The organism is Neorhizobium vignae, assembly GCF_000732195.1.
In the GTDB taxonomy this organism is placed as follows: Bacteria; Pseudomonadota; Alphaproteobacteria; order Rhizobiales; family Rhizobiaceae; genus Neorhizobium; species Neorhizobium vignae.
Window position 1 is genome coordinate 1 of sequence record NZ_JNNU01000038.1, and the last position, 20,053, is coordinate 20,053.

19 protein-coding genes and 2 pseudogenes are annotated in these 20,053 nt (G+C 60.3%); 14 read left to right on the forward strand and 7 right to left on the reverse strand.

Annotated elements, in window-relative coordinates; all coding sequences use genetic code 11:
* A pseudogene (locus GQ59_RS29625) lies at nucleotides 1-551 on the forward strand (IS6 family transposase); the annotation flags it as partial.
* A gap of 80 nt (nucleotides 552-631) precedes the next feature.
* On the opposite strand, the gene GQ59_RS29630 reads toward GQ59_RS29625, so the two are convergent.
* On the reverse strand, nucleotides 632-1,366 hold the full coding sequence (locus GQ59_RS29630) for an IclR family transcriptional regulator (RefSeq protein ID WP_037088389.1): 735 nt from the start codon (nucleotides 1,364-1,366) through the stop codon (nucleotides 632-634).
* A 299-nt stretch (nucleotides 1,367-1,665) separates the two neighbouring features.
* Between GQ59_RS29630 and GQ59_RS29635 the strand changes: the two genes are divergently transcribed.
* Genes GQ59_RS29635 through GQ59_RS29665 form a run of 7 tightly spaced genes read left to right on the forward strand, consistent with a single transcriptional unit; the run spans nucleotide 1,666 to nucleotide 12,023 of the window.
* Entirely contained in the window at nucleotides 1,666-5,523 is a 3,858-nt protein-coding gene (locus GQ59_RS29635; protein ID WP_037088391.1) for a hydantoinase B/oxoprolinase family protein, read from the forward strand.
* Between the two features lie 54 nt (nucleotides 5,524-5,577).
* Nucleotides 5,578-7,134 carry an ABC transporter substrate-binding protein gene (locus GQ59_RS29640; protein ID WP_037088417.1) on the forward strand — a complete coding sequence of 519 codons (1,557 nt, stop codon included), beginning with the start codon at nucleotides 5,578-5,580 and terminating at the stop codon, nucleotides 7,132-7,134.
* Between the two features lie 55 nt (nucleotides 7,135-7,189).
* Nucleotides 7,190-8,197: an ABC transporter permease gene (locus tag GQ59_RS29645; protein ID WP_037088393.1), complete on the forward strand. Its 1,008-nt coding sequence runs from the start codon at nucleotides 7,190-7,192 to the stop codon at nucleotides 8,195-8,197.
* On the forward strand, nucleotides 8,194-9,090 hold the full coding sequence (locus GQ59_RS29650; RefSeq protein WP_037088395.1) for an ABC transporter permease: 897 nt from the start codon (nucleotides 8,194-8,196) through the stop codon (nucleotides 9,088-9,090). Before GQ59_RS29645 ends, GQ59_RS29650 begins: the two co-directional genes overlap by 4 nt.
* Nucleotides 9,091-9,101: 11 nt before the next feature.
* Nucleotides 9,102-9,989: an ABC transporter ATP-binding protein gene (locus tag GQ59_RS29655; RefSeq protein WP_037088396.1), complete on the forward strand. Its 888-nt coding sequence runs from the start codon at nucleotides 9,102-9,104 to the stop codon at nucleotides 9,987-9,989.
* Complete coding sequence (locus GQ59_RS29660; RefSeq protein ID WP_051904282.1) at nucleotides 9,986-10,813, forward strand: ABC transporter ATP-binding protein; 828 nt, start codon at nucleotides 9,986-9,988, stop codon at nucleotides 10,811-10,813. The genes GQ59_RS29655 and GQ59_RS29660 overlap by 4 nt, the downstream gene beginning before the upstream one ends.
* Nucleotides 10,814-10,838: 25 nt before the next feature.
* The gene (locus GQ59_RS29665) at nucleotides 10,839-12,023 is read left to right on the forward strand and encodes an amidohydrolase (protein WP_037088398.1); all 1,185 of its coding nucleotides are present in this window, start codon (nucleotides 10,839-10,841) and stop codon (nucleotides 12,021-12,023) included.
* A gap of 819 nt (nucleotides 12,024-12,842) precedes the next feature.
* Here the strand turns inward: GQ59_RS29665 and GQ59_RS29675 are convergent.
* The 3 genes and pseudogenes from GQ59_RS29675 to GQ59_RS29685 all read right to left on the reverse strand — a co-directional run.
* A pseudogene (locus GQ59_RS29675) lies at nucleotides 12,843-13,415 on the reverse strand (nucleotidyl transferase AbiEii/AbiGii toxin family protein); the annotation flags it as partial.
* 59 nt (nucleotides 13,416-13,474) lie between these two features.
* Entirely contained in the window at nucleotides 13,475-14,797 is a 1,323-nt protein-coding gene (locus tag GQ59_RS29680) for a type II toxin-antitoxin system HipA family toxin (RefSeq protein ID WP_037088402.1), read from the reverse strand.
* Nucleotides 14,787-15,071 carry a helix-turn-helix transcriptional regulator gene (locus GQ59_RS29685; protein ID WP_037088404.1) on the reverse strand — a complete coding sequence of 95 codons (285 nt, stop codon included), beginning with the start codon at nucleotides 15,069-15,071 and terminating at the stop codon, nucleotides 14,787-14,789. The genes GQ59_RS29680 and GQ59_RS29685 overlap by 11 nt, the downstream gene beginning before the upstream one ends.
* Nucleotides 15,072-15,314: 243 nt before the next feature.
* On the opposite strand from GQ59_RS29685, the gene GQ59_RS29690 reads away from it, so the two are divergent.
* The 4 genes from GQ59_RS29690 to GQ59_RS31625 all read left to right on the forward strand — a co-directional run bounded on the left by GQ59_RS29690 (nucleotide 15,315) and on the right by GQ59_RS31625 (nucleotide 17,121).
* Entirely contained in the window at nucleotides 15,315-15,512 is a 198-nt protein-coding gene (locus tag GQ59_RS29690) for a hypothetical protein (RefSeq protein ID WP_037088406.1), read from the forward strand.
* Between the two features lie 249 nt (nucleotides 15,513-15,761).
* Complete coding sequence (locus GQ59_RS29695) at nucleotides 15,762-16,364, forward strand: SOS response-associated peptidase (RefSeq protein ID WP_037088407.1); 603 nt, start codon at nucleotides 15,762-15,764, stop codon at nucleotides 16,362-16,364.
* Nucleotides 16,365-16,453: 89 nt separating this feature from the next.
* Nucleotides 16,454-16,738, forward strand: coding sequence for a type II toxin-antitoxin system ParD family antitoxin (locus tag GQ59_RS29700; RefSeq protein WP_037088408.1), 285 nt, complete (start codon nucleotides 16,454-16,456; stop codon nucleotides 16,736-16,738).
* The gene (locus tag GQ59_RS31625; RefSeq protein ID WP_244448095.1) at nucleotides 16,735-17,121 is read left to right on the forward strand and encodes a type II toxin-antitoxin system RelE/ParE family toxin; all 387 of its coding nucleotides are present in this window, start codon (nucleotides 16,735-16,737) and stop codon (nucleotides 17,119-17,121) included. The genes GQ59_RS29700 and GQ59_RS31625 overlap by 4 nt, the downstream gene beginning before the upstream one ends.
* Before the next feature lie 104 nt (nucleotides 17,122-17,225).
* Here the strand turns inward: GQ59_RS31625 and GQ59_RS32460 are convergent, their stop codons facing one another.
* The 3 genes from GQ59_RS32460 to mauJ all read right to left on the reverse strand — a co-directional run bounded on the left by GQ59_RS32460 (nucleotide 17,226) and on the right by mauJ (nucleotide 18,637).
* Nucleotides 17,226-17,381 carry a hypothetical protein gene (locus tag GQ59_RS32460; RefSeq protein WP_156376372.1) on the reverse strand — a complete coding sequence of 52 codons (156 nt, stop codon included), beginning with the start codon at nucleotides 17,379-17,381 and terminating at the stop codon, nucleotides 17,226-17,228.
* A gap of 1 nt (nucleotide 17,382) precedes the next feature.
* Nucleotides 17,383-17,655 carry a hypothetical protein gene (locus tag GQ59_RS29710; protein WP_037088410.1) on the reverse strand — a complete coding sequence of 91 codons (273 nt, stop codon included), beginning with the start codon at nucleotides 17,653-17,655 and terminating at the stop codon, nucleotides 17,383-17,385.
* A gap of 340 nt (nucleotides 17,656-17,995) precedes the next feature.
* Nucleotides 17,996-18,637 carry a methylamine utilization protein MauJ gene (gene mauJ, locus GQ59_RS29715; RefSeq protein WP_152564515.1) on the reverse strand — a complete coding sequence of 214 codons (642 nt, stop codon included), beginning with the start codon at nucleotides 18,635-18,637 and terminating at the stop codon, nucleotides 17,996-17,998.
* Between the two features lie 318 nt (nucleotides 18,638-18,955).
* On the opposite strand from mauJ, the gene GQ59_RS29720 reads away from it, so the two are divergent.
* Nucleotides 18,956-19,156 carry a hypothetical protein gene (locus GQ59_RS29720; RefSeq protein WP_037088413.1) on the forward strand — a complete coding sequence of 67 codons (201 nt, stop codon included), beginning with the start codon at nucleotides 18,956-18,958 and terminating at the stop codon, nucleotides 19,154-19,156.
* 145 nt (nucleotides 19,157-19,301) lie between these two features.
* The gene (locus GQ59_RS29725) at nucleotides 19,302-19,601 is read left to right on the forward strand and encodes an ATP dependent DNA ligase (protein WP_037088416.1); all 300 of its coding nucleotides are present in this window, start codon (nucleotides 19,302-19,304) and stop codon (nucleotides 19,599-19,601) included.
* The last annotated feature ends 452 nt before the right edge of the window (nucleotides 19,602-20,053 follow it).

Sequence of the window (20,053 nt, forward strand, 5' to 3'; positions counted from 1 at the left end):
TATGAGACGATCCGGTGTTGGGCAAAGAAGTTCGGCCCCGACTATACCTGCCGCTTGCGGCGGAAGCGCCGAGCCCAAATGACGTGTGGCATCTGGACGAGGTGGTCGTGACGATCAGCGGGAGGAGGCACTGGCTCTGGCGCGCCGTCGATCGGGATGGCTACGTTCTCGACGAGATCGTCCAGACCCGCCGCAACACCAAAGCTGCCAGGCGCCTGCTGATCCGGCTGATGAAGAAGCAGGGATGCCCACCAAAGCGCATCGTCACGGACAAGCTTCGTTCCTACAGCGCGGCACGATGTCAGATCATACATCGATCGCACAAGGGCTTGAACAACCGCGCCGAAAATTCGCACCTGCTGCTGCGGAAACGGGAGCGTGCGATGCAACGGTTTCGCGCCCCAGGCGCGCTGCAACGCTTCGCGAGCGTCTTTTCGGCGCTCCGAAATCTCTTCGTCCCCGCACGCTCCAAACCCTCAGCCATCGCCGTCCATTTGCATCGCCTCGGAGCGATGGCGCATTGGAAGGCGGTCACCGGGACAGCGGCCTGATCCAACCGGCATGCTGAAAATGTATTCGCTCAAGTTAACCTGACATCACCTAAGATTAAGCTCGGCCATCGCTCTCGTAGTTATTTGTGGCGCATGAGGTTGGTCTTCATCGTTGTCAGCAGACCGGTGATCTTGTCCTGCAGCTCGGGCGTGCCCATGGTCGTCGGATAGGATATCGCGACCCCGATGACTTCGTCCGTGCCGGGGTCGCGGAAGGCTATGCCTTCCGATGAAACGCCGTCGTATGAATCATTGGTGGAATGCGAGCGCCCGGTCTCTTGGATGATGCGGATGCGTTCCAAAAGCTCCTCATGGTTCTGCGGCGCGCGCGGCGTCACGAAGGGCAGCTGGTCCGGAACGCGCAGCTTCCACTCTTCCTCGTCCAGCAGCGAGAGCATGGCACGGCCGTTGGAAGTGGCATGCGGCCATGCTCGGTATCCTGGCGTCGAGGTGATCGCCAGCGGGCTCGAGCCGCGCACCATGCGCAGCACGACGAGCTGCGGCCCGTCGAAGACGGTGACATAGGCCGTGTGCCCGCCAACAGAGCAGACCTCCTCTAGTTCGGTATTCACCAGATCCAGAAAGTTGTGATTCGAACGGCAGATCTGGCCGAGCTCGAAAAGCCGGATGCCGGGTGTGTAGAGCCGCGTTACCGCGTCGAAATCGAGAATGCCGCTTTCGCGCAAAGTCTTCATCACGCGGGACGCGGTGGACTTCGGACAACCGGTCCGGCGTGCCACTTCCGCTTGAGACAGAGAAGGCTCGGAAAGCGAGAAGCAACCGAGAATAGAGATTGCGTCTTCGAGAGAGCTCATATTCGTCCTATGCATGCAAATTGGAGCTTCATAGTTCCATAATTGGAACTCCTTGTCAAATATGAAACTAGTGCTGGACTCCCGAAAAAACGCCGCCTACTAATATGTCAAAACAATTCATGCTCGAAAAAGCGGCGGAACGGGCAGCCACCAGTTTAATCCCCTTGAGCGAGGGGGGTGTTTATCGGTTCTCGCGTCGGGTGTCAGAACCCGAGATGAATGAGCGTTACGCGCCATCCACGTAATGGCATCTACCGGGCTGCGGCATGCCGTCGGCCATCGTAATGGGGAACATGCGAATGCAAGACACTTCCAGGAATTTCCGCGCCGGCGTCGATATCGGTGGCACCTTCACCGACTTTATCCTGTTCGACGAGAAGGCCTCCTCGATCCGTCTTCACAAGTGTCTGACGACGCCGAAGGATCCGTCCCAGGGCGCGCTTGGTGGTCTGGCCGAGATCGTCGCCGCAGCCGATATGTCCGTCGCTGATCTTTCGGAGATCGTCCACGGCACGACGCTCGTCACCAATGCGGTCATCGAACGCAAGGGCGCGCCGGTCGGTCTGATCACGACGGAAGGTTTTCGCGACGTCCTCGAAATCGGCACCGAGCAGCGCTACGACATCTACGACCTTTTCCTCACCTTTCCGGATCCGTTGGTCAGCCGCTCCCGCCGCATCGATATTTCGGAACGCATCGGTGCCGATGGCGGCGTGATCAAGCCGCTTGACGAGGTTTCCGTCTTGCGGGCCGTCAAGAAACTGGTTGCGGACCGGGTCGAGGCCATCGCCGTCTGCCTGATGCATTCCTACCGCAATCCGGCCCACGAAAATCGTGTGCGCGAAATCATCAAGCAGCACTATCCGGACATCTCGGTCTCGATCTCTTCGGAAGTCGTCGCAGAGATCTCCGAATATCCCCGTTTCGTGACCACTTGCGCCAATGCCTATGTACAGCCGCTGATGGATCGCTACCTGCGCCGTTTTGAGCAGGAACTTGCAGCCCGCGGCTTCACCGGCGCCTTTCGCCTGATGCATTCGGCGGGCGGTCTCGTCTCCATCGATGAGGCGCGCGAATTCCCGATCCGTCTACTTGAATCCGGTCCGGCCGGTGGTGCGCTCGCCACCGCATGGTTCGGCAAGGCAGCTGGCCAGGAAAACGTTATCGCTTTCGACATGGGCGGCACGACGGCCAAGGCCTGCATGATCGAAAACGGCATGGCGCAGATCGCCTCCTATATGGAGGCCGGCCGGGTGCGCCGCTTCAAGAACGGTTCCGGGCTGCCGATCAAAGCTCCGGTCGTCGACATGATCGAGATTGGTGCCGGCGGCGGCTCGATCGCCGCGATCGACGAAGTCGGCCTGCTGCAGGTCGGTCCACATTCGGCTGGCGCCTCTCCGGGACCAGCCTGCTACGGCGCCGGCGGCACCAGGCCGACGGTGACGGATGCGAGTGTGGCGCTTGGCTACTATGACCCCGCCTTTTTCCTTGGCGGTCGCATGACGCTCGATCTCGATGCGGCCGAAGAGGCGCTGAAGACAATCGCCGAACCGCTCGGTATCTCGACAGTCGAAGCCGCCTGGGGCATCCATCAGGTGGTCGGCGAAAACATGGCGAGTGCGACCCGCATCCATCTGGTCGAAAAGGGCAAGGATCCGCGCGGTTATTCGATGATCGGTTTCGGCGGTGCCGGCCCGGCCTTTGCAGCCCGCGTTGCCCGTGTTCTCGGTGTCACGGAAGTCATCATCCCGCAGGCGAGTGGCGCGGCCTCCGCTTTCGGCTTCCTCACGGCACCGCTCTCGTTCGATCTTGTCCGCTCGCGACCGATGGCGCTTTCTGCCGATCTCGATACTTCTGCTCTGAATTCCGCCTTCGGCGAACTGGCGGAAGAAGGCAAGGTTAAGCTTCTCGCTGCCGGCGCCAAAGCCGAAGACGTCGTTTTCGAACGCACCGCCGACATGCGTTTGGTTGGTCAGCTGCACGAAATCAACGTGCCGATCCCGGCCGGCGAGTTGGACGGGAATGCCTATGCGACCATCCGTAGGTCCTTCGAGGAAGTCTATGCGGCTCGCTACACCCGCGTCCCGACGGAAGCCGAGCTGGAAATCCTCTCGTTCCGCCTGCGCGCCAGTGGTGCCACCCCGCAGCTTTCCATAAAACAGGCCGATATTGCAACGTCGAGCGACGGAGCGCTCAAGGGGTATCGCAAGACCTATTTCGGCGAAGGTTTCGTCAATGCCGGCATCTACGACCGATACAAGCTGACGTCAGGCATGACGGTTCAAGGCCCGGCGATTATCGAAGAGCGTGAATCCACCACTATCGTGCCGCCCGGCGACGTACTCACGGTCGATAATGCTGGTAACCTTCGCATCAAGATCGCCACGATCGGCAAGGGTATCGAGCTTGTCACGCCTCAGATGAGCAAGGCGGAGGCGATCGAGAAGATCGAATCCGACCCGATCGCGCTCGAAATCATGTGGAGCCGCCTCGTCACCGTTGCCGAGGAGATGTGGCACACGGTATGCCGTACGGCCTATTCGCTGATCATCTCGGAATCGCAGGATTTCGGCTGCTCGATCCTCGATGCCTCCGGCGAAACGCTGGCGCATTCGGCCCGCGTCATGCCGGTCTTCAACCTGACCCTCCCGATGGTGGTCAAAGCCGCACTCGAGCGCTATCCGATCGATACGCTGGAGCCGGGCGACGTGCTGGTCTGCAACGACCCCTGGCTCTGCGCCGGCCACCTGTTCGACATCGCGGTGATGACGCCGGTCTTCAAGGATGGCAAGGCCGTCGCCGTCATGGGTACGGTTGGCCATGTCGGTGATATCGGCGGCACCCGCAACGGCATGAAGGCCACGGAAGTCTATGAAGAAGGCCTGCAGATCCCGCCGATGAAGCTGATCAAGGCGGGCGTCGAGAACGAGGATCTCTTCCGCCTGATGGCGGAGAACATCCGCGACTCCCATCAGGTGCTCGGCGATGTTCGCTCGCTGGTCGCCGCCAACGATACCGGCGCCCGCCGCATGGTGGCATTCATGGACGAATATGGCCTGTCCGATCTCAAGGCGCTGGCCGAAGTCGTGCAGTCCCGTTCCGAAAAAGCGATGCGGGACGCGATCCGCGCCATCCCGAACGGCGTCCATACCTCGACCATCTCCTACAACCCGCTCGGCACGCATATGACCGTACCGGTGAAGGTCACGATCAAGGACGACGAGATCGAGCTCGATTTCGAGGGCGCTCCGCCGGAAGTGCCGCTCGGCGGCATCAACTGCACGCTGAGCTACACGACCGCGCATTCAACCTATCCGCTAAAATGCATGCTCACACCTTCGGTGCGCGGCAATGCCGGCTGCTATCGTCCGCTGACGGTCAAGGCGCCGAAGGGTTCGGTGATGAATTGCAACAAGCCGGCCCCGGTCAGCCTGCGCACCCGCACCGGCTGGTACACCTCGCCGAACATCTTCCGGGCGCTGTCGAAGGCGGCACCGGAAAAGGTCATCGCCCATACCGGCCTGCCAAGCCTGTTGACCGTCTACGGCAAGACGACGGCTGGCAAGATCTTTTACGACCACCTGCTTTCCGGCGGCGGGCAGGGCGGTAGCTCCGCCAAGGACGGCAAGTCGTCCGTACTGTGGCCGACGTCTGCAGCAACGTCGTCGATCGAGATGCTGGAGAGCCGCTCGCCGGTCGTGGTCCTCGAAAAGGGTTTTGTGCGGGATTCCGGCGGCGTCGGCGAATTCCGCGGCGGCCTTGGCGCTCGCATCCGGCTTGCCAAGCGGTATGACGACGGCACCTCGGTCACCGTGTTCGTCTCCCCGGAAGGTGTCAACGCACCGATCACCGGCCTGTTTGGCGGTCAGAACGGCCTGCTCTCACACGGCTATGTCCGTGACGAGGAAGGCAATGTGCTGGAAGACGTCGGCACCGGCGGCCTCTTCGTCGTCGATCGTACCGATCGCGTGGTCGAGCTGCAGCTCGGCGGCGGCGCAGGCTTCGGCGATCCGGCCAACCGCTCGGTCGAGCTGATCGAGGACGACGTCCGGGAAGATTATATCAGCGCCGAAGCGGCCGAGACCACCTACGGCCTCAGCGAGCGCAAAAAGGAATTGGCGGCATCCGCACGCCTTTCGCCGGCAGCGATCCGGTAAAGCCGGCTCACTTTCAGTCGACACGAGCAATTCAGATATAAAAGGGGAATGGACATGCTCACCTTGAATAAACGCCAATTTCTGATCGGTACTGCGGGGATGACCGCTGCTGCGACACTGCCACGCCTCGCCAATTCGGCGGGCAAGAACATCATGGTTCTGGCCAGCACGGTCGACATCCCGAATTTCGACCCGCATGTGGCAACCGGCTATGCGCCGCAATGGCTGTTCCGCAATACGTACGACCCCCTCGTGCGCGTCGTCGCCAATCCGCCGGTTCCGGCCCCGGGCCTCGCCACGAGCTGGAAGCAGTCGGAAGACGGTCTGACCTATACGTTCGAGCTCGACGGCAATGCCAAGTTCCATGACGGCACGCCGGTCACCGCGAAGGACGTCGAATATTCCTTCGCCCGCCTGCTGCGCCTCGCCAAGGGTCCGGCCTGGATGGTCTCAGGCATTCTCGACCAGAACAGCGTCAAGGCGACCGGCGAGATGACGGTGACGATGGTGCTGAAGAAGCCGTTCGCACCGCTTCTCTCCGTCCTGCCGTGGATGTTCATCGTCAATTCCAAGGTCGTCGAAGCCAACAAGGGGACCGATGATGGTCAGGCCTACCTGCTCGCAAACATGGCCGGTTCCGGCGCCTTCAAGATGGGCCGCGTCAAGCCGGGCGATCTCTATGAACTGATCCGCGTCGACAACGACTGGCACAAGGGCGGCAATCTCAGCGGCGCCATCTGGAAGATTGTGCGGGAGGCTTCGACCGCCCGTCTAATGCTCCAGCGTGGCGAGGTGCATTTCGCGCTCGACATGTTCGCGGAAGACATGGATGCCATCAAGGACATGCCGAAGGTCGTGCGCATCATGGAGCCTGACTACCGAACGTTCACCATCAAGATGAACACTGCCAATGGCCCGCTGATGGACAAGAACCTCCGCAAGGCGGTTTCCTACGCGTTTAACTACAAGGGCATGCTAGATGCGGCTGGCCCGGCCCAGCTGATGAAGAGCCCGCTGCCGGTCGGCATCTTCGGTTTTGACCCGGACCAGAAGGGCTATGACCAGGATATGGGGAAGGCGAAGGAATATCTCGCCAAGTCGAACTTCAAGGACGGCGGCATCACGCTTTCCATCCACCATGCAGCCGGTTATGAGAACCAACGGCGCTGGTGTCTGATCATGCTGGAATCGCTGAAGGCGCTCAATATCAACCTCGATATCCGCGCGATGACCTGGCCGGATACGGTGGCGATGGCGCGTTCGCCGGAAAAGATGGTCGACTTCTACTCGATCTTCCAGTCGCCGAACTATGCCGACCCGGACAATACCGCGTTTGCCGCCTACCACTCGTCGCGCAATGGCCAGTGGCAGAACCCGGTCTACAAGAACCCCGAGGTCGACAAGCTGATCGAGGATGCCCGTGCCGAAGTGGACAAGACCAAGCGCGCCGAACTCTACAAGAAGTTCCAGGCGGTGATCGTCGAGGATGCGGCTGACATCATCGGCATTCTTGAGCTCCGCAAGTTTGCAATGCGCGACAACGTGAAGGACTATGTCTTCAGCCCGGTAGCTGCCAATACGATGGAAATCTGGCCGCTGTCGATCGCCTGACCCCTTGCCGCCGGCGGGTCTCCGATACGGAAGCCCGCCGCTCCGGAGTTTGCGAATGCTGCTTTACATTCTGCGCAGGCTCGTCCTGCTCGTGCCGATCCTGCTCGGCCTGACCCTGCTGCTTTTCATCGTTGCCCGTATCCTTCCCGGGGATCCGGTCGGCCTTGCCGCCGGCCCGAATGCGACGCCGGAACTGATCGCGCAGATGAAGCGCGAATTCGGCCTGGATCAGCCCCTGCCCCTGCAATACTGGAATTACCTGACCGGCCTGGTCTCCGGCGACTGGGGCATGTCGGTCTTCACCCGGCGCCCGGTCTTTGCGGATATCCTCGAATACCTGCCGGCGACAATCGAACTTGTCTTCGCATCGCTCTTCATCGCGGTCGTTGCCGGCATCCCGCTCGGGCTGCTGACCGCCGTCTACAAGAACGGACCACTCGACTACGCGACCCGCACGCTGGCTCTCGGCGGTATCGCCATGCCGCGCTTCTTCCTCGGCCTTCTCCTGCAGATGGCGTTTGCCGCCTGGCTCGACATCTTGCCGCTGTCCGGTCGCTATCCGTTGATCGAAAGCCCGCCGGACCATGTCACCGGCCTTTATACGATCGACGCGCTGATCGCCGGCGACTGGTCTGCCTTCCAGATCGCGCTGTCGCACCTGGCACTCCCGGCGATCGCCATGGCGCTTTCCCCGCTCGCGACCATCATGCGGATGATGCGCTCCTCGACGATCGAGGTGTTGCAGCAGGATTATGTCATGACCGAGCGGGCGCTTGGTCTCTCCAACCGGCTGATCCTCTTCAAATACGTCCTCAAGAACGCCATGACCTCGACGCTGACAGTGATCGGTCTCTACGTCTCCTGGCTGCTCGGCGGCACGGTGCTGGTCGAGACCGTCTTCGACTGGCCGGGCCTCGGGCTTTATGCCACGCAGGCGATCCTCACCCAGGATTTCATGCCGGTGATCGGCGTGACGCTGGTCATCGCGATCATCTATCTCGTCGCCATGCTTGTCGTGGACCTCCTTTACGGCGTCTTCAACCCGAAGGTACGCTACGCATGACCATGACGCCCATCGCCATTCCCAAGCGCACCCAGTCTGCACGGCTCGAAAACTGGAGCCGCGCTTTCTATCGCTTCCGCCAGAGTTGGTTGTCGATCGTCGGACTTGCGATCGTCGTTCTGCTGGTGGTCATCGCCATCTTCGCGCCCTGGATCGTGCCGTATCCAGAGCATGTTGTCGGCGGGACGAATACCGCTGCGAGGTTCCAAGCGCCCTCGACAGACGCGTGGTTCGGAACCAATGCGCTGGGGCAGGACATGTTCTCGCTCGTGCTGGTCGGTTCGCAGGTCTCGCTGTTCTCAGGCCTTGCCGTGGTCTTCATCGCCATCGTCGTCGGCACGGCCGTCGGGGCCATCGCTGGTTACTTCGGTGGATGGGTGGACGAGGTCCTGATGCGCATCACCGACCTGCTGCTCACCATTCCAAGCCTCATCCTCGCCATGGCAGTGGCGGCCGCACTCGGCACCGGCGTCTGGAACATGATCATCGCGATCTCGATCACCTGGTGGCCGGCCTATGCCCGTCTCGTGCGTGGCGAGGTGATCGTCAAGAAGGAAGAGCAGTTCGTGGTCGCAGCCCATGCGCTCGGCGCCAACTGGCTGCGCATCCTCGGCAAGCACATCCTCCCGAACATCGTTTCGCCGATCGTCATCAAGGCCTCGCTCGACATGGGTTTTGCAATCCTGACCGTCGCCTCGCTCGGATTCGTTGGCATCGGCGTCAAGCCGCCGACGCCGGAATGGGGCACGCTGCTTTCCGGCGCGCGCAGCTACATGCCGGACTATTGGTGGACGGCTGTCGCTCCCGGCATCGCAATTTTCCTCGCGGTCCTCGCCTTCAACCTTCTCGGCGACGGGTTGCGTGACGTGCTCGACCCAAAGGCGCGGCGATGAGGGGAGACGGAATGGCACTTCTCGACATCAAGAACCTCAATCTTGCGATGCGTAGCTACGAGGGTGAAACACAGATCCTGCATGGTATCGACCTGAAGATCGACCACGGTGAGATCTGGGGCATGGTTGGCGAAACCGGCAGCGGCAAGTCGCTGACCGGCCTCTCGGTCTCGCGGCTGATCGCGTCGCCGCCCGGACGTTATCTCGCCGGCTCGATCGAGTTCCAGGGCCGGGATGTGCTGAAGGCGACCGACAAGGAGATGCGGATCCTGCGCGGCCGGCATATAGGCATGATTTTCCAGGATCCGACAACCAACCTCAATCCGGCCTTCCGGATCGGTACGCAGCTCGTGGACGTGGCGCTCCACGCCGGCCATGCGGACCCTTCGGTTCTGGGGCTTGAGGCCGGAGCTTCCCGCGGCGACTTCAAGAAAGCGGCCAAGCGCGTCGCCGTCGAGATGCTGGAGAAGGTCGGCATTCCGAAGGCGGCAGAGCGCATCAACGACTATCCCCACCAGTTTTCCGGCGGCATGCGGCAGCGCGTGCTGATTGCCATGGCGATGATCGGCAAGCCAGACCTCCTGATCGCCGACGAACCGACGACGGCGCTCGACGTCTCGGTGCAGGCGCAGATCCTGCGGCTGATCCACGATCTCGTCGCCGAACGGAATATCGGTGTGCTGCTGATTACGCACAATCTCGGCATCGTCGCCCAGATCTGCAGCCATGTGGCGGTGATGTATCGCGGTCGCATCCTCGAAGCCGGTAAGGTGAATGATGTGCTCAAGCGGCCGAGCCACAGCTATACCCAGGCGCTCTTGAACTCGGTGCCGACGGTACATACCAAGCGCGGCGAACTTATGGGCCTGAGCGGCGCGATGCGGGAGACATCTGCATGAGCCTCGAGATCCAGAATGTCAGCAAGATATTTCCAGGTCCGCGCCAGGGCTTCTTCGGCCGCGGTGAAGGCTTTACCGCGCTCGACGATGTCAGCCTGTCGATCAGGAAGGGCGCGAGCTTCGGGCTCGTCGGCGAATCCGGTTCGGGCAAGACGACGCTGACCCGCTGTATACTGCGGCTAGAAAGCCTTTCGGCGGGCAATATCCTGTTCAACGGCTCGGACATCCACAAGTTGACGCTGCTCCAGATGCGCCGGTTGCGCTCGCGGCTGCAGATCGTTTTCCAGGATCCTTACGCCTCGCTCGATCCGCGCATGACAGTCCACGACATCGTCGCCGAGCCGTTGGTGATCCATGGTGATGTCGTGAACATGACGGCAAGCCGCCGCACTGAAAGAGTCATGGAACTCCTGCTGCAGGTCGGCCTGCGTTCCGAGCATATGTTCCGCTATCCGCACGAATTTTCGGGCGGGCAGCGGCAGCGCATCGGCATTGCGCGGGCGTTGGCGGTCAATCCGGAATTCCTGATCCTCGACGAGCCAACCTCGGCCTTGGACGTTTCGGTCCAGGCAGATGTGCTCAACCTGCTGCACCGGCTGCAGGTGGAACTCGGCCTCACGTACTTTTTCATCAGCCACGATCTCGGCGTCATCCGCTATATCTGCGATGATGTCGCGGTGATCTATCGCGGCAAGGTCGTCGAGCAGGGGCCGGTCGCCGCGATCTTCGACAATCCACAGAGCGATTATACGCGCATGCTTCTCGACGCGATGCCGGATCCCGATCCGGACCGGTCGCCATTCCGGAAGATCGCCGCCGTCTGACCATCGAACCGAACGGGAGAGAACCATGGCCCCCTATGATGCCCAAGCGGCGATGAGCGAGATTGCCGCCGAAGCGAAGACCTGGCGCCGCCAGCTTCACCAATATCCCGAGTTGTTGTTCGACCTGCCGAAGACCGCGGCGCTGGTGGCGGAAAAGCTTGCCGAGTTCGGCTGCGACAAGGTGGCAACTGGCATCGCCAAGACAGGCGTCGTCGGCGTGATCAAGGGCAGACTGGGCGAGGGGCGGACGATCGCCTTCCGCTCCGACATGGATGCGTTACCGATGTCGGAACAGACCAACCTGCCGTATGCCTCCAAAGTGGCGAACATGATGCATGCCTGCGGCCATGACGGGCACACCGCGACATTGCTTGCCGCCGCCAAATATCTGGCCGCCACCCGCGATTTTGCCGGGACCGTGGTGGTCGTCTTCCAGCCAGCCGAAGAGGGCGGAGCCGGCGGGCGCGTGATGATCGAGGAAGGCCTGCTGGAGCGGTTCGGTATCGACGAGGTCTACGGCATGCACAACCAGCCGGGCATTCCCGTCGGCTCTTTCGCCATCCGGCCCGGCCCGATGCTGGCGGCTGGCGATCGTTTCATGATCACCCTCAATGGCCGTGGCGGCCACGCCGCCTATCCGCACCTGACCCATGATCCCCTGCTTGCCGGCGCGCATATGGTGACGGCGCTGCAGTCGATTGCCGCGCGCTTCACCAATCCGTTCGATCCGGTCGTGGTCTCGGTGACGTATCTCAGCGCTGGCAATTCTGCGGCGCTCAACGTCATCCCGGCTTCGATCCAGATCGGCGGGACCATCCGCACGATCAATCCCGAGACCCGTAAGGCGGTCGAGCAGCGTTTTCGCGATATCGTCAATTCCACCGCGAAACTCTTCGAGGCCGAAGCCGAGATCGAGTGGCGAGCCGGGTATCCGGTCACCGTCAATGATCCGGAAAAGACCAAGGTTGCGGTTGCGGCCGCCCGTCGTGTGGCGGGCGACGACAGGGTCAATGACGACTGGCCGCGCACCATGGGTTCGGAGGATTTTTCCTACATGCTGGAGAAACGGCCCGGCGCGATCATCTGGCTAGGCAACGGCGATTCCGCCGCACTCCACCATCCGGCTTATGACTTCAATGACGACGCCATTATCCACGGCTTGCAATACTGGACCGCGCTTGTCGGCGAGCGACTGAAACTGGCCGTTTGATATGGTGCATCAGGGCGGAGTCGAGGACCGTTTGTCCGACATCTGGCCGAGCATCAGCTAACCTTCTGATGGGTGTGCTCAAGCAGGACCACAATGTATGCGGCAGAATGCAGAGATCGCCGGTCGTATCCATTCACATCAGGTTGTTTGTCAATTGTTCATCCAAATGGCATCGAATTCCTCCTTGGTGATCGGATCCGCGGTCTGAGCCCATAACAATCACCGGCCCGGTTCTCAGGCCCGAAGCGAGAATTCGTCGATAGCGAAATTTTATAGGCATGCCAATGTTATGTGCATTGTGGGGCGATCCGGGCCTTTCTGTCTAATGAGAAAACAAGATGGCCCATTCCAAATCGGAATAGTTATCCGATACAGTTATCGAACAACAGGTTAGGTGACAACCGGCCGAGGGTGAGGTTGCGCTCATCGGTCAGATCACGGGTAGCGCACTCGACTGCAGGCATTGCATGTTGAATCGCCCCGGTACGATCAGGGATTGGCCGCCTCGAGATGTCCTTGAGCGCCTCGCGTATCTCCGCCGCGGCTGTTTCCCGACCTGTTTCCTGAAAGATAATCGCGGCCTTTTCCGTGGCATTGGTGGAGTTCGCATCGCCACGAAAAACAGGACACCACAAACGTTGCTCCTGATCGAGGAGGGGGAGAGTCCGGCCCTCCTGGCAATTTCGGCGAGCGCATACCGCAACGCAGGCGGCGCATCTTCGCGCACAGTGATCGCGGCGTCCCCACTTCCGAAGCCATGTCTATCAGAGAAATAGCGGCTCACTCGTAACTGCCCCTAACGACCGGCCTGGATGCGGCCTAAGCCTGCTCTCCGACCATCGAATTCAGATATCTCTCAAGAGCGTTGATGCTGGCCAGGATCTCGGCAAACGATGGTGGCGTGCCGAAGATCATGGCCGACATGCGCTTGTAGTCGGCAGCAAGCTCGCCTCGCATGGCCTCGGTCGGCACGAGTCGATAGCTGCCGGGTACCGCTCGGTCATAGCGGTGATCCGGTGCCCGAAACATCAGTTCCTTATGCTGACGACACGCTTCGGCAAGATCCCGCATCGATGCCGTGGCCTGGCCATAGTGGGGGTGCGTCCAGATCTGGTGGACGTCGTAATAATGGCGTGAGTACCGTTTGAGATCGGGCACGGGGCGGTCCGGATTGCCGTCCGCCTGCCGCTTCTCCGTCATCTCGGTCATCGCATGGAGGATGAGAACCTTCTCCCAGAAGGTTCGCTCCGGCTTGACCGTCGTCACGCTGCGCACGAGGAGGTCAATGGTCGAAGGTAGCTCCGCCGCGACATAGGGACTGATATCCGGTGGCTCGGCCGGGACGGGATCGGGGCGAGCGCCGCCCTCGATTCTTACGGCCGCTTGGGCATAGTCATCGCCGGCTGTTCCCGGCTATGCGCGTCTTTTGGACTGGTTCGGCGCCATCATAGTCAGGCGCCTGCGCTTGTGAGCAGCGTGTTGTGGGCGGCGCGGAAGGCGTGCTGCAGCGGCTTGTGGTTATCGAGGCCGTCAAGGGCGTAGCTGTTGAGAAACTGGCGTCCGGCGAACAGCTTGCGGTCGACGGGACTCAAAGCTGCTTCGTCGCAGAAATCTTGCCAGAAGTTGGCGATGGTCGTGACCTGGTGTTCGATGAGCGCCACGGCTTCAGCTTCTTTCAGGTGATAATCCGGCGCGGCGGCGAGCAGAGTGGCGAGCGTGCTGGCACGGCCATCGCCCTTGATGAGCATGGCTTGCGTGGCTTCACTGCCTGTGCGGCCTTGCGGGCAGATGTCATAGGCGGGCGTAAGCGTCAGCATCCGGCCATCCCAGAAGGCGGCATGATTGCGGGCGTGGTCGTCGGTATTGCCGCACAGCACGTTGAAGCAGATCCGCCCGTAGAGTTCCTTGAGCGTGCCCTTCGGGTTAGTGAAGCGGTGGCGGATGAGTTCGGCGAGGTCTTCATAGGACGCATAGCGGGCCATCATCTCATCGAGCCCGAGCATGGTCAGGGCAGAGACCATGGCGCGGCGCGTCCAGCCGTCCGGTGTGTGTTGGCGGTCGAAACGCTCGATCAGCAGCACATCTTTATAGGAGGCACGGGTCATCGACACGGGCGCGGCGTTAAGCCCGCAGGCAGATGCCAGCTTCATCGCGATGAACTCGGCCTTCACGACGCTGTAGGTGTCGTTGGTCGCCGAGAATTTGGCGATGAATTTCTTGGTGCCGTCATCGATGAGCGCCTTCGGGCGGGCGCCGCCAATTGACGTGCCGTGATTAGGGGCCTGGTCGAGAGCGGGGGGCAGGGGGACGCCTTTTTCGATGAGGGCGGCCGCCTCCATGAGCTCGGCGAGCGAGGCTTGTGCGGCGAGGCGGGGGACATACTCTGTGGCCGATGCTTGGAAATCGAGGGCGCCAATCCGGTCGGAGCCCGATTGGAGCAGGAAGGTCAGCTCGCTGATTTCCGGCACGCCGGCAGCATCAGGTTTTTTGCCCGTCAGCCTGTTGATGATGACCCGGCGGCCCCAGGCATCCGGCGAGCCGTCGCGGATGCAGCTTGCCATTTGCAGGCCGCTGATGGGCGCGATGATCCCTTCCTGGAGGGGGAGTTCAGGCTCGTAGATGGGAATAGCGCTCTTACGGCGGCGATAGCTGGCGCCGTAGGTATAAAGCAGGCGCTCGCCATCCCGATCGAGGCGGCCGGCCACCACCGGTTCCGTCGCCCCCGGCAGCCACACCCAGACAAAAGCTTCGGTAGGGTCCGCCTTAGAAGTCATCATCGACCTCCTTTACGGTGTGGCGGACGCTCTTTGGCAGAAGCGTCAGTTTTTCGTCGAGGCGGGCATTGTGCATCCGGAGCGTGCGCTCGTCATAGTCGAACAGGCGCACGCCGACGAGTGAGGCAACCTCAAAGACGATGCCGATCTGAGGGCCCGGCGCGCCTTTTTCGATGCTGGAAAGTGTGGTGCGGCTGATGCCGGCCCGGTCCGCCAGTTCCTGCGCGGTCAGGCCCCGCTCGGCCCGGCCGACGCGGATCAGCTTGCCGAGCATGGCGAGCGCCTGATGCGTGACTCTCGAGTAACTTCTTTGACGGGGCACAGCTATTATGTACTTTGTTCATTTGAGTGGACGTGAGGATGCTTCATGTCCAGAATTATGGACATCTTCCACGGAGCTGCCATCTTGTCAAGTTTCGTTCATTTGATTGGTCATAAGGGTGGCTTGTGGCCAGAATTTTGAACTTACCTAGGGACGCGACCGCAGGGCGGTCAGCCTCTAGGCTTTGCCCGGCGCTTGTCCCATGAGGACTATCACAAGGAGCACCTGGCAGAGACGAGGGCTCGCGAGGCGAGCTTCAACGAACGCCTTCGGTCGGAAGAGGTTCGCGGCAATGACATTGACCGAAAGATCGACCATCTCGCCCATCGCGTGACGGTTGCCGAACAGTCCGCCGTCAGCATCACCTTATCCATCAAGGATCTCCAGACCTGACTCAACAAGCAAGCCTCCGACGTTCAGGTCGTGAAGGAGATATTACAACGCATGGAAGCATCTCTTAATCAATTGGTCGTGGGTTCGAATCCCTCCCGGCCCACCAAGTTTTACAAGCACTTATACAATCCTTCTCGATCCCAAGAACTTGACGTCACAATGGCGTCACAAGAAGCGATCGACCGCATCTGGTAGCGGCAATCGCCCGCCGAGGTGGCGAAGCGCAGGCCTCGCCCTACCTGTCCTCCCATGTGCAACGATTACGAACAGCATATCCGCTACGCGGAATACTGCCGGATGATGCAGGAACTCGCCTTGGAGATCCCGACCCGTCAGACCGAGCTCGATTTGCCACAGGCTGACGACATCAGGATCGGCGACACCGGTCCTGTCATGAGAATGGCCGGCAACGGTGACCAGGTGGAGCTGGCGGCAATGAAGTTCGGTTTCCCGCCTCCCGAGGGGCGGAAGGGCGGCCCGGTATTCAATTTCAGATCGGAAGGCAGGCGGTTCGGCGACAGCAAGCGGTGCCTTGTGCCGGCCTCGGCCTTCTTTGAATTCACCGGCACGAAATACCCTAAGGCCAAACATCGCTTCACGCTTAACGGGGCGCCGTTCATGGCTATCGCCGGCCTCTGGCGGGAGGCTCAAGGCAACCAGCCGCCGTCCTTCACGATGCTGACCACCGATCCCGGGCCCGATGTTGCCCCCATCCATAACCGACAGGTCGTGGTGCTCCGACCGGAAGATTGGGCGCACTGGCTTAACCTCTCCAAGCCTGAAGAGGAATTGTTGAGGGCGCTCCCCAAGGGATCCCTTGCCGTTTCAGAGGTTCGGGCCGGTAGTGACTGAGCAGTCGCGCGTTGAGCCGCCCTGTCTGGAATTGATAGGATTCTATCCTATTCCATGCTATAAGGATGCGTAAGATAGGAGCGCAACCCATGAGATCGACGCAGCAGATGAGCATCACATTGCCCATCGAAATGGCCAACCAGGTGAAAAGCCGCGTTGCCAGCGGGAGCTACGCTTCGGAAAGCGAAGTCATCCGCGAAGGGCTGCGCGCGCTCGAGGAGCGCGACAATGCCGTCGAGCAGTGGCTGCGTATCGAAGTGGTCGCAGCCTATGATTCCCACAAGGCAAATCCCGGTAAAGCCAAGCCTTTAGATGAGGCATGGGCGCGGATCGAGGCGGAAATGGACGCGATCGACCGGGAAGAGGCCAAGTGAAGCGTTATCATGTCCGCCTCACTGCGGAGGCGGAGGCCGACGTCGCCTGGATCTACCGGTTCGTGCGGCGGAAATCGGCTTCATCCGAGGTTGCGCGCAATTATGTCGGACGCATCCGCACATTCCTCAAAGAATTCGAGACTTTCCCGGAGCGGGGGACGGTCCGGGATATCCGGGACGGCATGCGTATCGTCGGTTCGAGCGGCGTGTCAGCATCGCCTTCGTCGTGGAGAACGGCGAAGTCGTGGTCCTGCGCATCCTTTATGCCGGGCAGCAGTTCCGCACCGATGACGACCGTGCCCAATCAGACCGACGGGCGCTCCGGAAAGATCATTCGAACAGTTCGGCGGCTTCCTCGACCAACCTGCGGCAAATCACGATAGGCCCACCCGCTGGGATGGGCTCGTCGTGCAGGCATCGAAACCACAAATCGCGGCCTCGCGTTCGGATGAGGTGAAGGACGGGAGCGGCGACTTGTCGCCCAACGTTAGCTCTCCTCCCGCTCGACTACCTGGGCTGCCACCATGAGGCGGGCCAGTTCGGCATCGATGCGCCGGTCGGGACGCGTGAGAGCACGAACGTCTTTCTTGAGGTTCGAATAACGTCGGCGGCGGCCCGGCCAACTGTCGTCAAGCTTCTGCACGTCACCAGTCGCCCGTAATCAGGTCCGCCAACTCGGCATCCATGGGAATGTCATTGTCGTTGGCGGCATCCCGCTCAGCTTCGAGCAGTTTCTGGCGATAGTGCTGCTCGTAATACCTGGCCTTCTGCAGCTCGGTATCTGTAAGGTTGTCACCGTGAGGATCGACGATACGTCCGCCGGCTTCGATATAGGCAAGCATTTTCCGATAGTGTGCGAGATTGGACTCATAAGAGCGCTTCAGCTCGGGCCAGAATCTTTCTTCACGTAGTTTCATCGGGTACTCCTAAATCGGCGAAGGCCTAAACCCCTAAAAACCGAGAGTGAGCTGTATTTCTTCCCGCGCGGCGACGCGAACCGCGACCGGTGGGCCCATATGTCGGCTTCGCGAACCCACCGGCCTTGATCGGCGGGAAGCTGTCGGCTCCAGCATAAATGGAGGAACTTTGCTTTCGGCGGCCGTAATGGCCTCATCTTGTGTCGGTGATCCCTCTTTTACATCACCACCGGGATTACCTTCTTGGACAGGGATTTCTGCCGGCGTGATCGGGGCGAATACGATCATGCGACGACCTCCGTTTTTGTTCCCATTATGTTCTCAGGCGCGTGCGGCAGAGTCAAGCTGGAACGAGAGGTTTATAAAAGTAGCGGGCTCGAATGGACTGATAACCGAGCTGTAGCCGCCGGATTTCAGGCGACGCATCGGCGTCGGACGGAAACTGCTCCGATGCATGTGCGGTGGCCACGGGGCAATTTTCGAAGATGTACTTGTCTGCTGGCTTCGTTCCACGCGCCTTATCGAAGCGGTCGGTCACATCCGAGTTCAGCATATCGTGGACCGCGGCAAAATTGTCCCGGATCCAAATCTTGGTCAGATTGGGTGATCGCCCGTCGCTTTTGGCCCGTTGCTCGAAAACTTTGAAGAAACTCAGCACCTCGAACGAGACAAGGCCTGCTTCCCGCGCGTTAAGCCCTTCACGATAGTAGGCGAGCCGTTGCAGCAGGTCCGGATCCTCTGGAAGCGTGCGAGAGAACACCCATTGCCCTGCAACGGAACCGCCTTTTTCCATTTTGCTGATCGGACGAGGCACGGGATTACCCGACCAGCCGTCACCCAGCACTGCATGCTGATCCTGGCACCAACTTAGAAGGCTCAGGAACCTGTTGAGCAGCGTTCTTGCATCACCAGTCGAAAGGCGTTGGGTGGCGAGATCGATACTGATAGAACGCGTATTGTCTTTGGTTCTTGGAAACAGCACCAGCTTATAGCCGGCGAAACTAACAAGGGTAGGATCCTTCGGCCAGGAGACGGCCGTGTCTACAGGCAGGTTCAGGAAACGAGACGCCGGACGTGCGCCCAGCCTCCGATGAAAAGCATCCTTTTCTTCTTCGCTTTCATATTCGGTCCAGTCTGTCTTCAGGCACGGCGGTTTTAGGTTTCGAGGACCTACCGTGTCTTCTATTCATAGATTCATTCACCGATCCCAAGGACCTCTACATATTCAAAATCGATGCCTTTTCTGAGGAATCTATAACGAAAGATCTCCATTTTATATTTGACTTAGTCGACAGACATTTTGAAAAAACCTGTCTCCGTCAAGGAACCGGCCGAACACGAGATTGCACCACAAATCGAACGGTTTGTCTCGGCACGCAGGCACTTCATCACAGCAATTGCCTCAAAGAATAATGTGCGCCGAGTCAAAATCTTCGTCAAGAAAGAAGGCTTCGGCCTGGTGAACATGATCCTCGCCGTAGTCAAACCTTTCATCAGCTAATGCGCTTGCATTGAAGTACGTCAATCAGTCGGCGAACGTCCGACGTTTTTTGATATCAAAACCCCAGCGAGGCAATGGTAACCTCTTCCTCCACGGTCAGTCCCGATCAGCGATGGAAACAATCCACAGACTGCACCATCAATGGATGTTTCATGAGCTACTGTTGGGCGCCCGATACCGGGACGGCTATAAATACGTCGGCAGCGTCGGGACCGGGTTCAAACATGACGAGGCTCGACGGCTGAAGAAGATGCTCGACAAAATCAAGACGAGGCTGCCGGTTGACAAAGTCCCGGGCAAGAGCCTGGTGATGACCGGGCCGATGTATGTCGCAGAAATTGAGTACCGCGCATGGACGAACGACGGGAAGCTCCGGCACGCGTCGCTCAAGGGGCTGCGCGATCCCGACGAATTGCCCGAAGTCTTCCGGCTGTCGGATCAATAAATATGACCACGACGCCACCACGGTCGGTTCAGCGGGCGGTGGAGATGGACAAGGAGCCCGACACAGGCGTGCTTGATTCCGGTTCCCAGGGATCGGCATGCAGATGGGAAACGAGCTGATCCAGCGATGCATCGCGCCATCTAGGCGCCCCTGCTATTATGAGGACGTCGTTCCAGTAGTGCTGGCTTGGTTTAGCAGCGTCGCGATTGCCGTTATGAGTTGTGCCTCAACAAACGGCTTTTGGATGACAATGCTGCCGGGCACTCCGTGAGCCGACCAGAGGTTGGCGCTATCTCCCGTCATGTAGATGACGGGTATACTCGGCGCCAGCTCACGGGCTCGATGTCCAACGTCCCAACCGCTTGGGCCAGTGCCAAGTCGGACGTCTGTCACTACAGCAGATAAGGAGGCATCGCCATCAAGTAGGTCAATCGCTTCCTGACCGCTGCTGG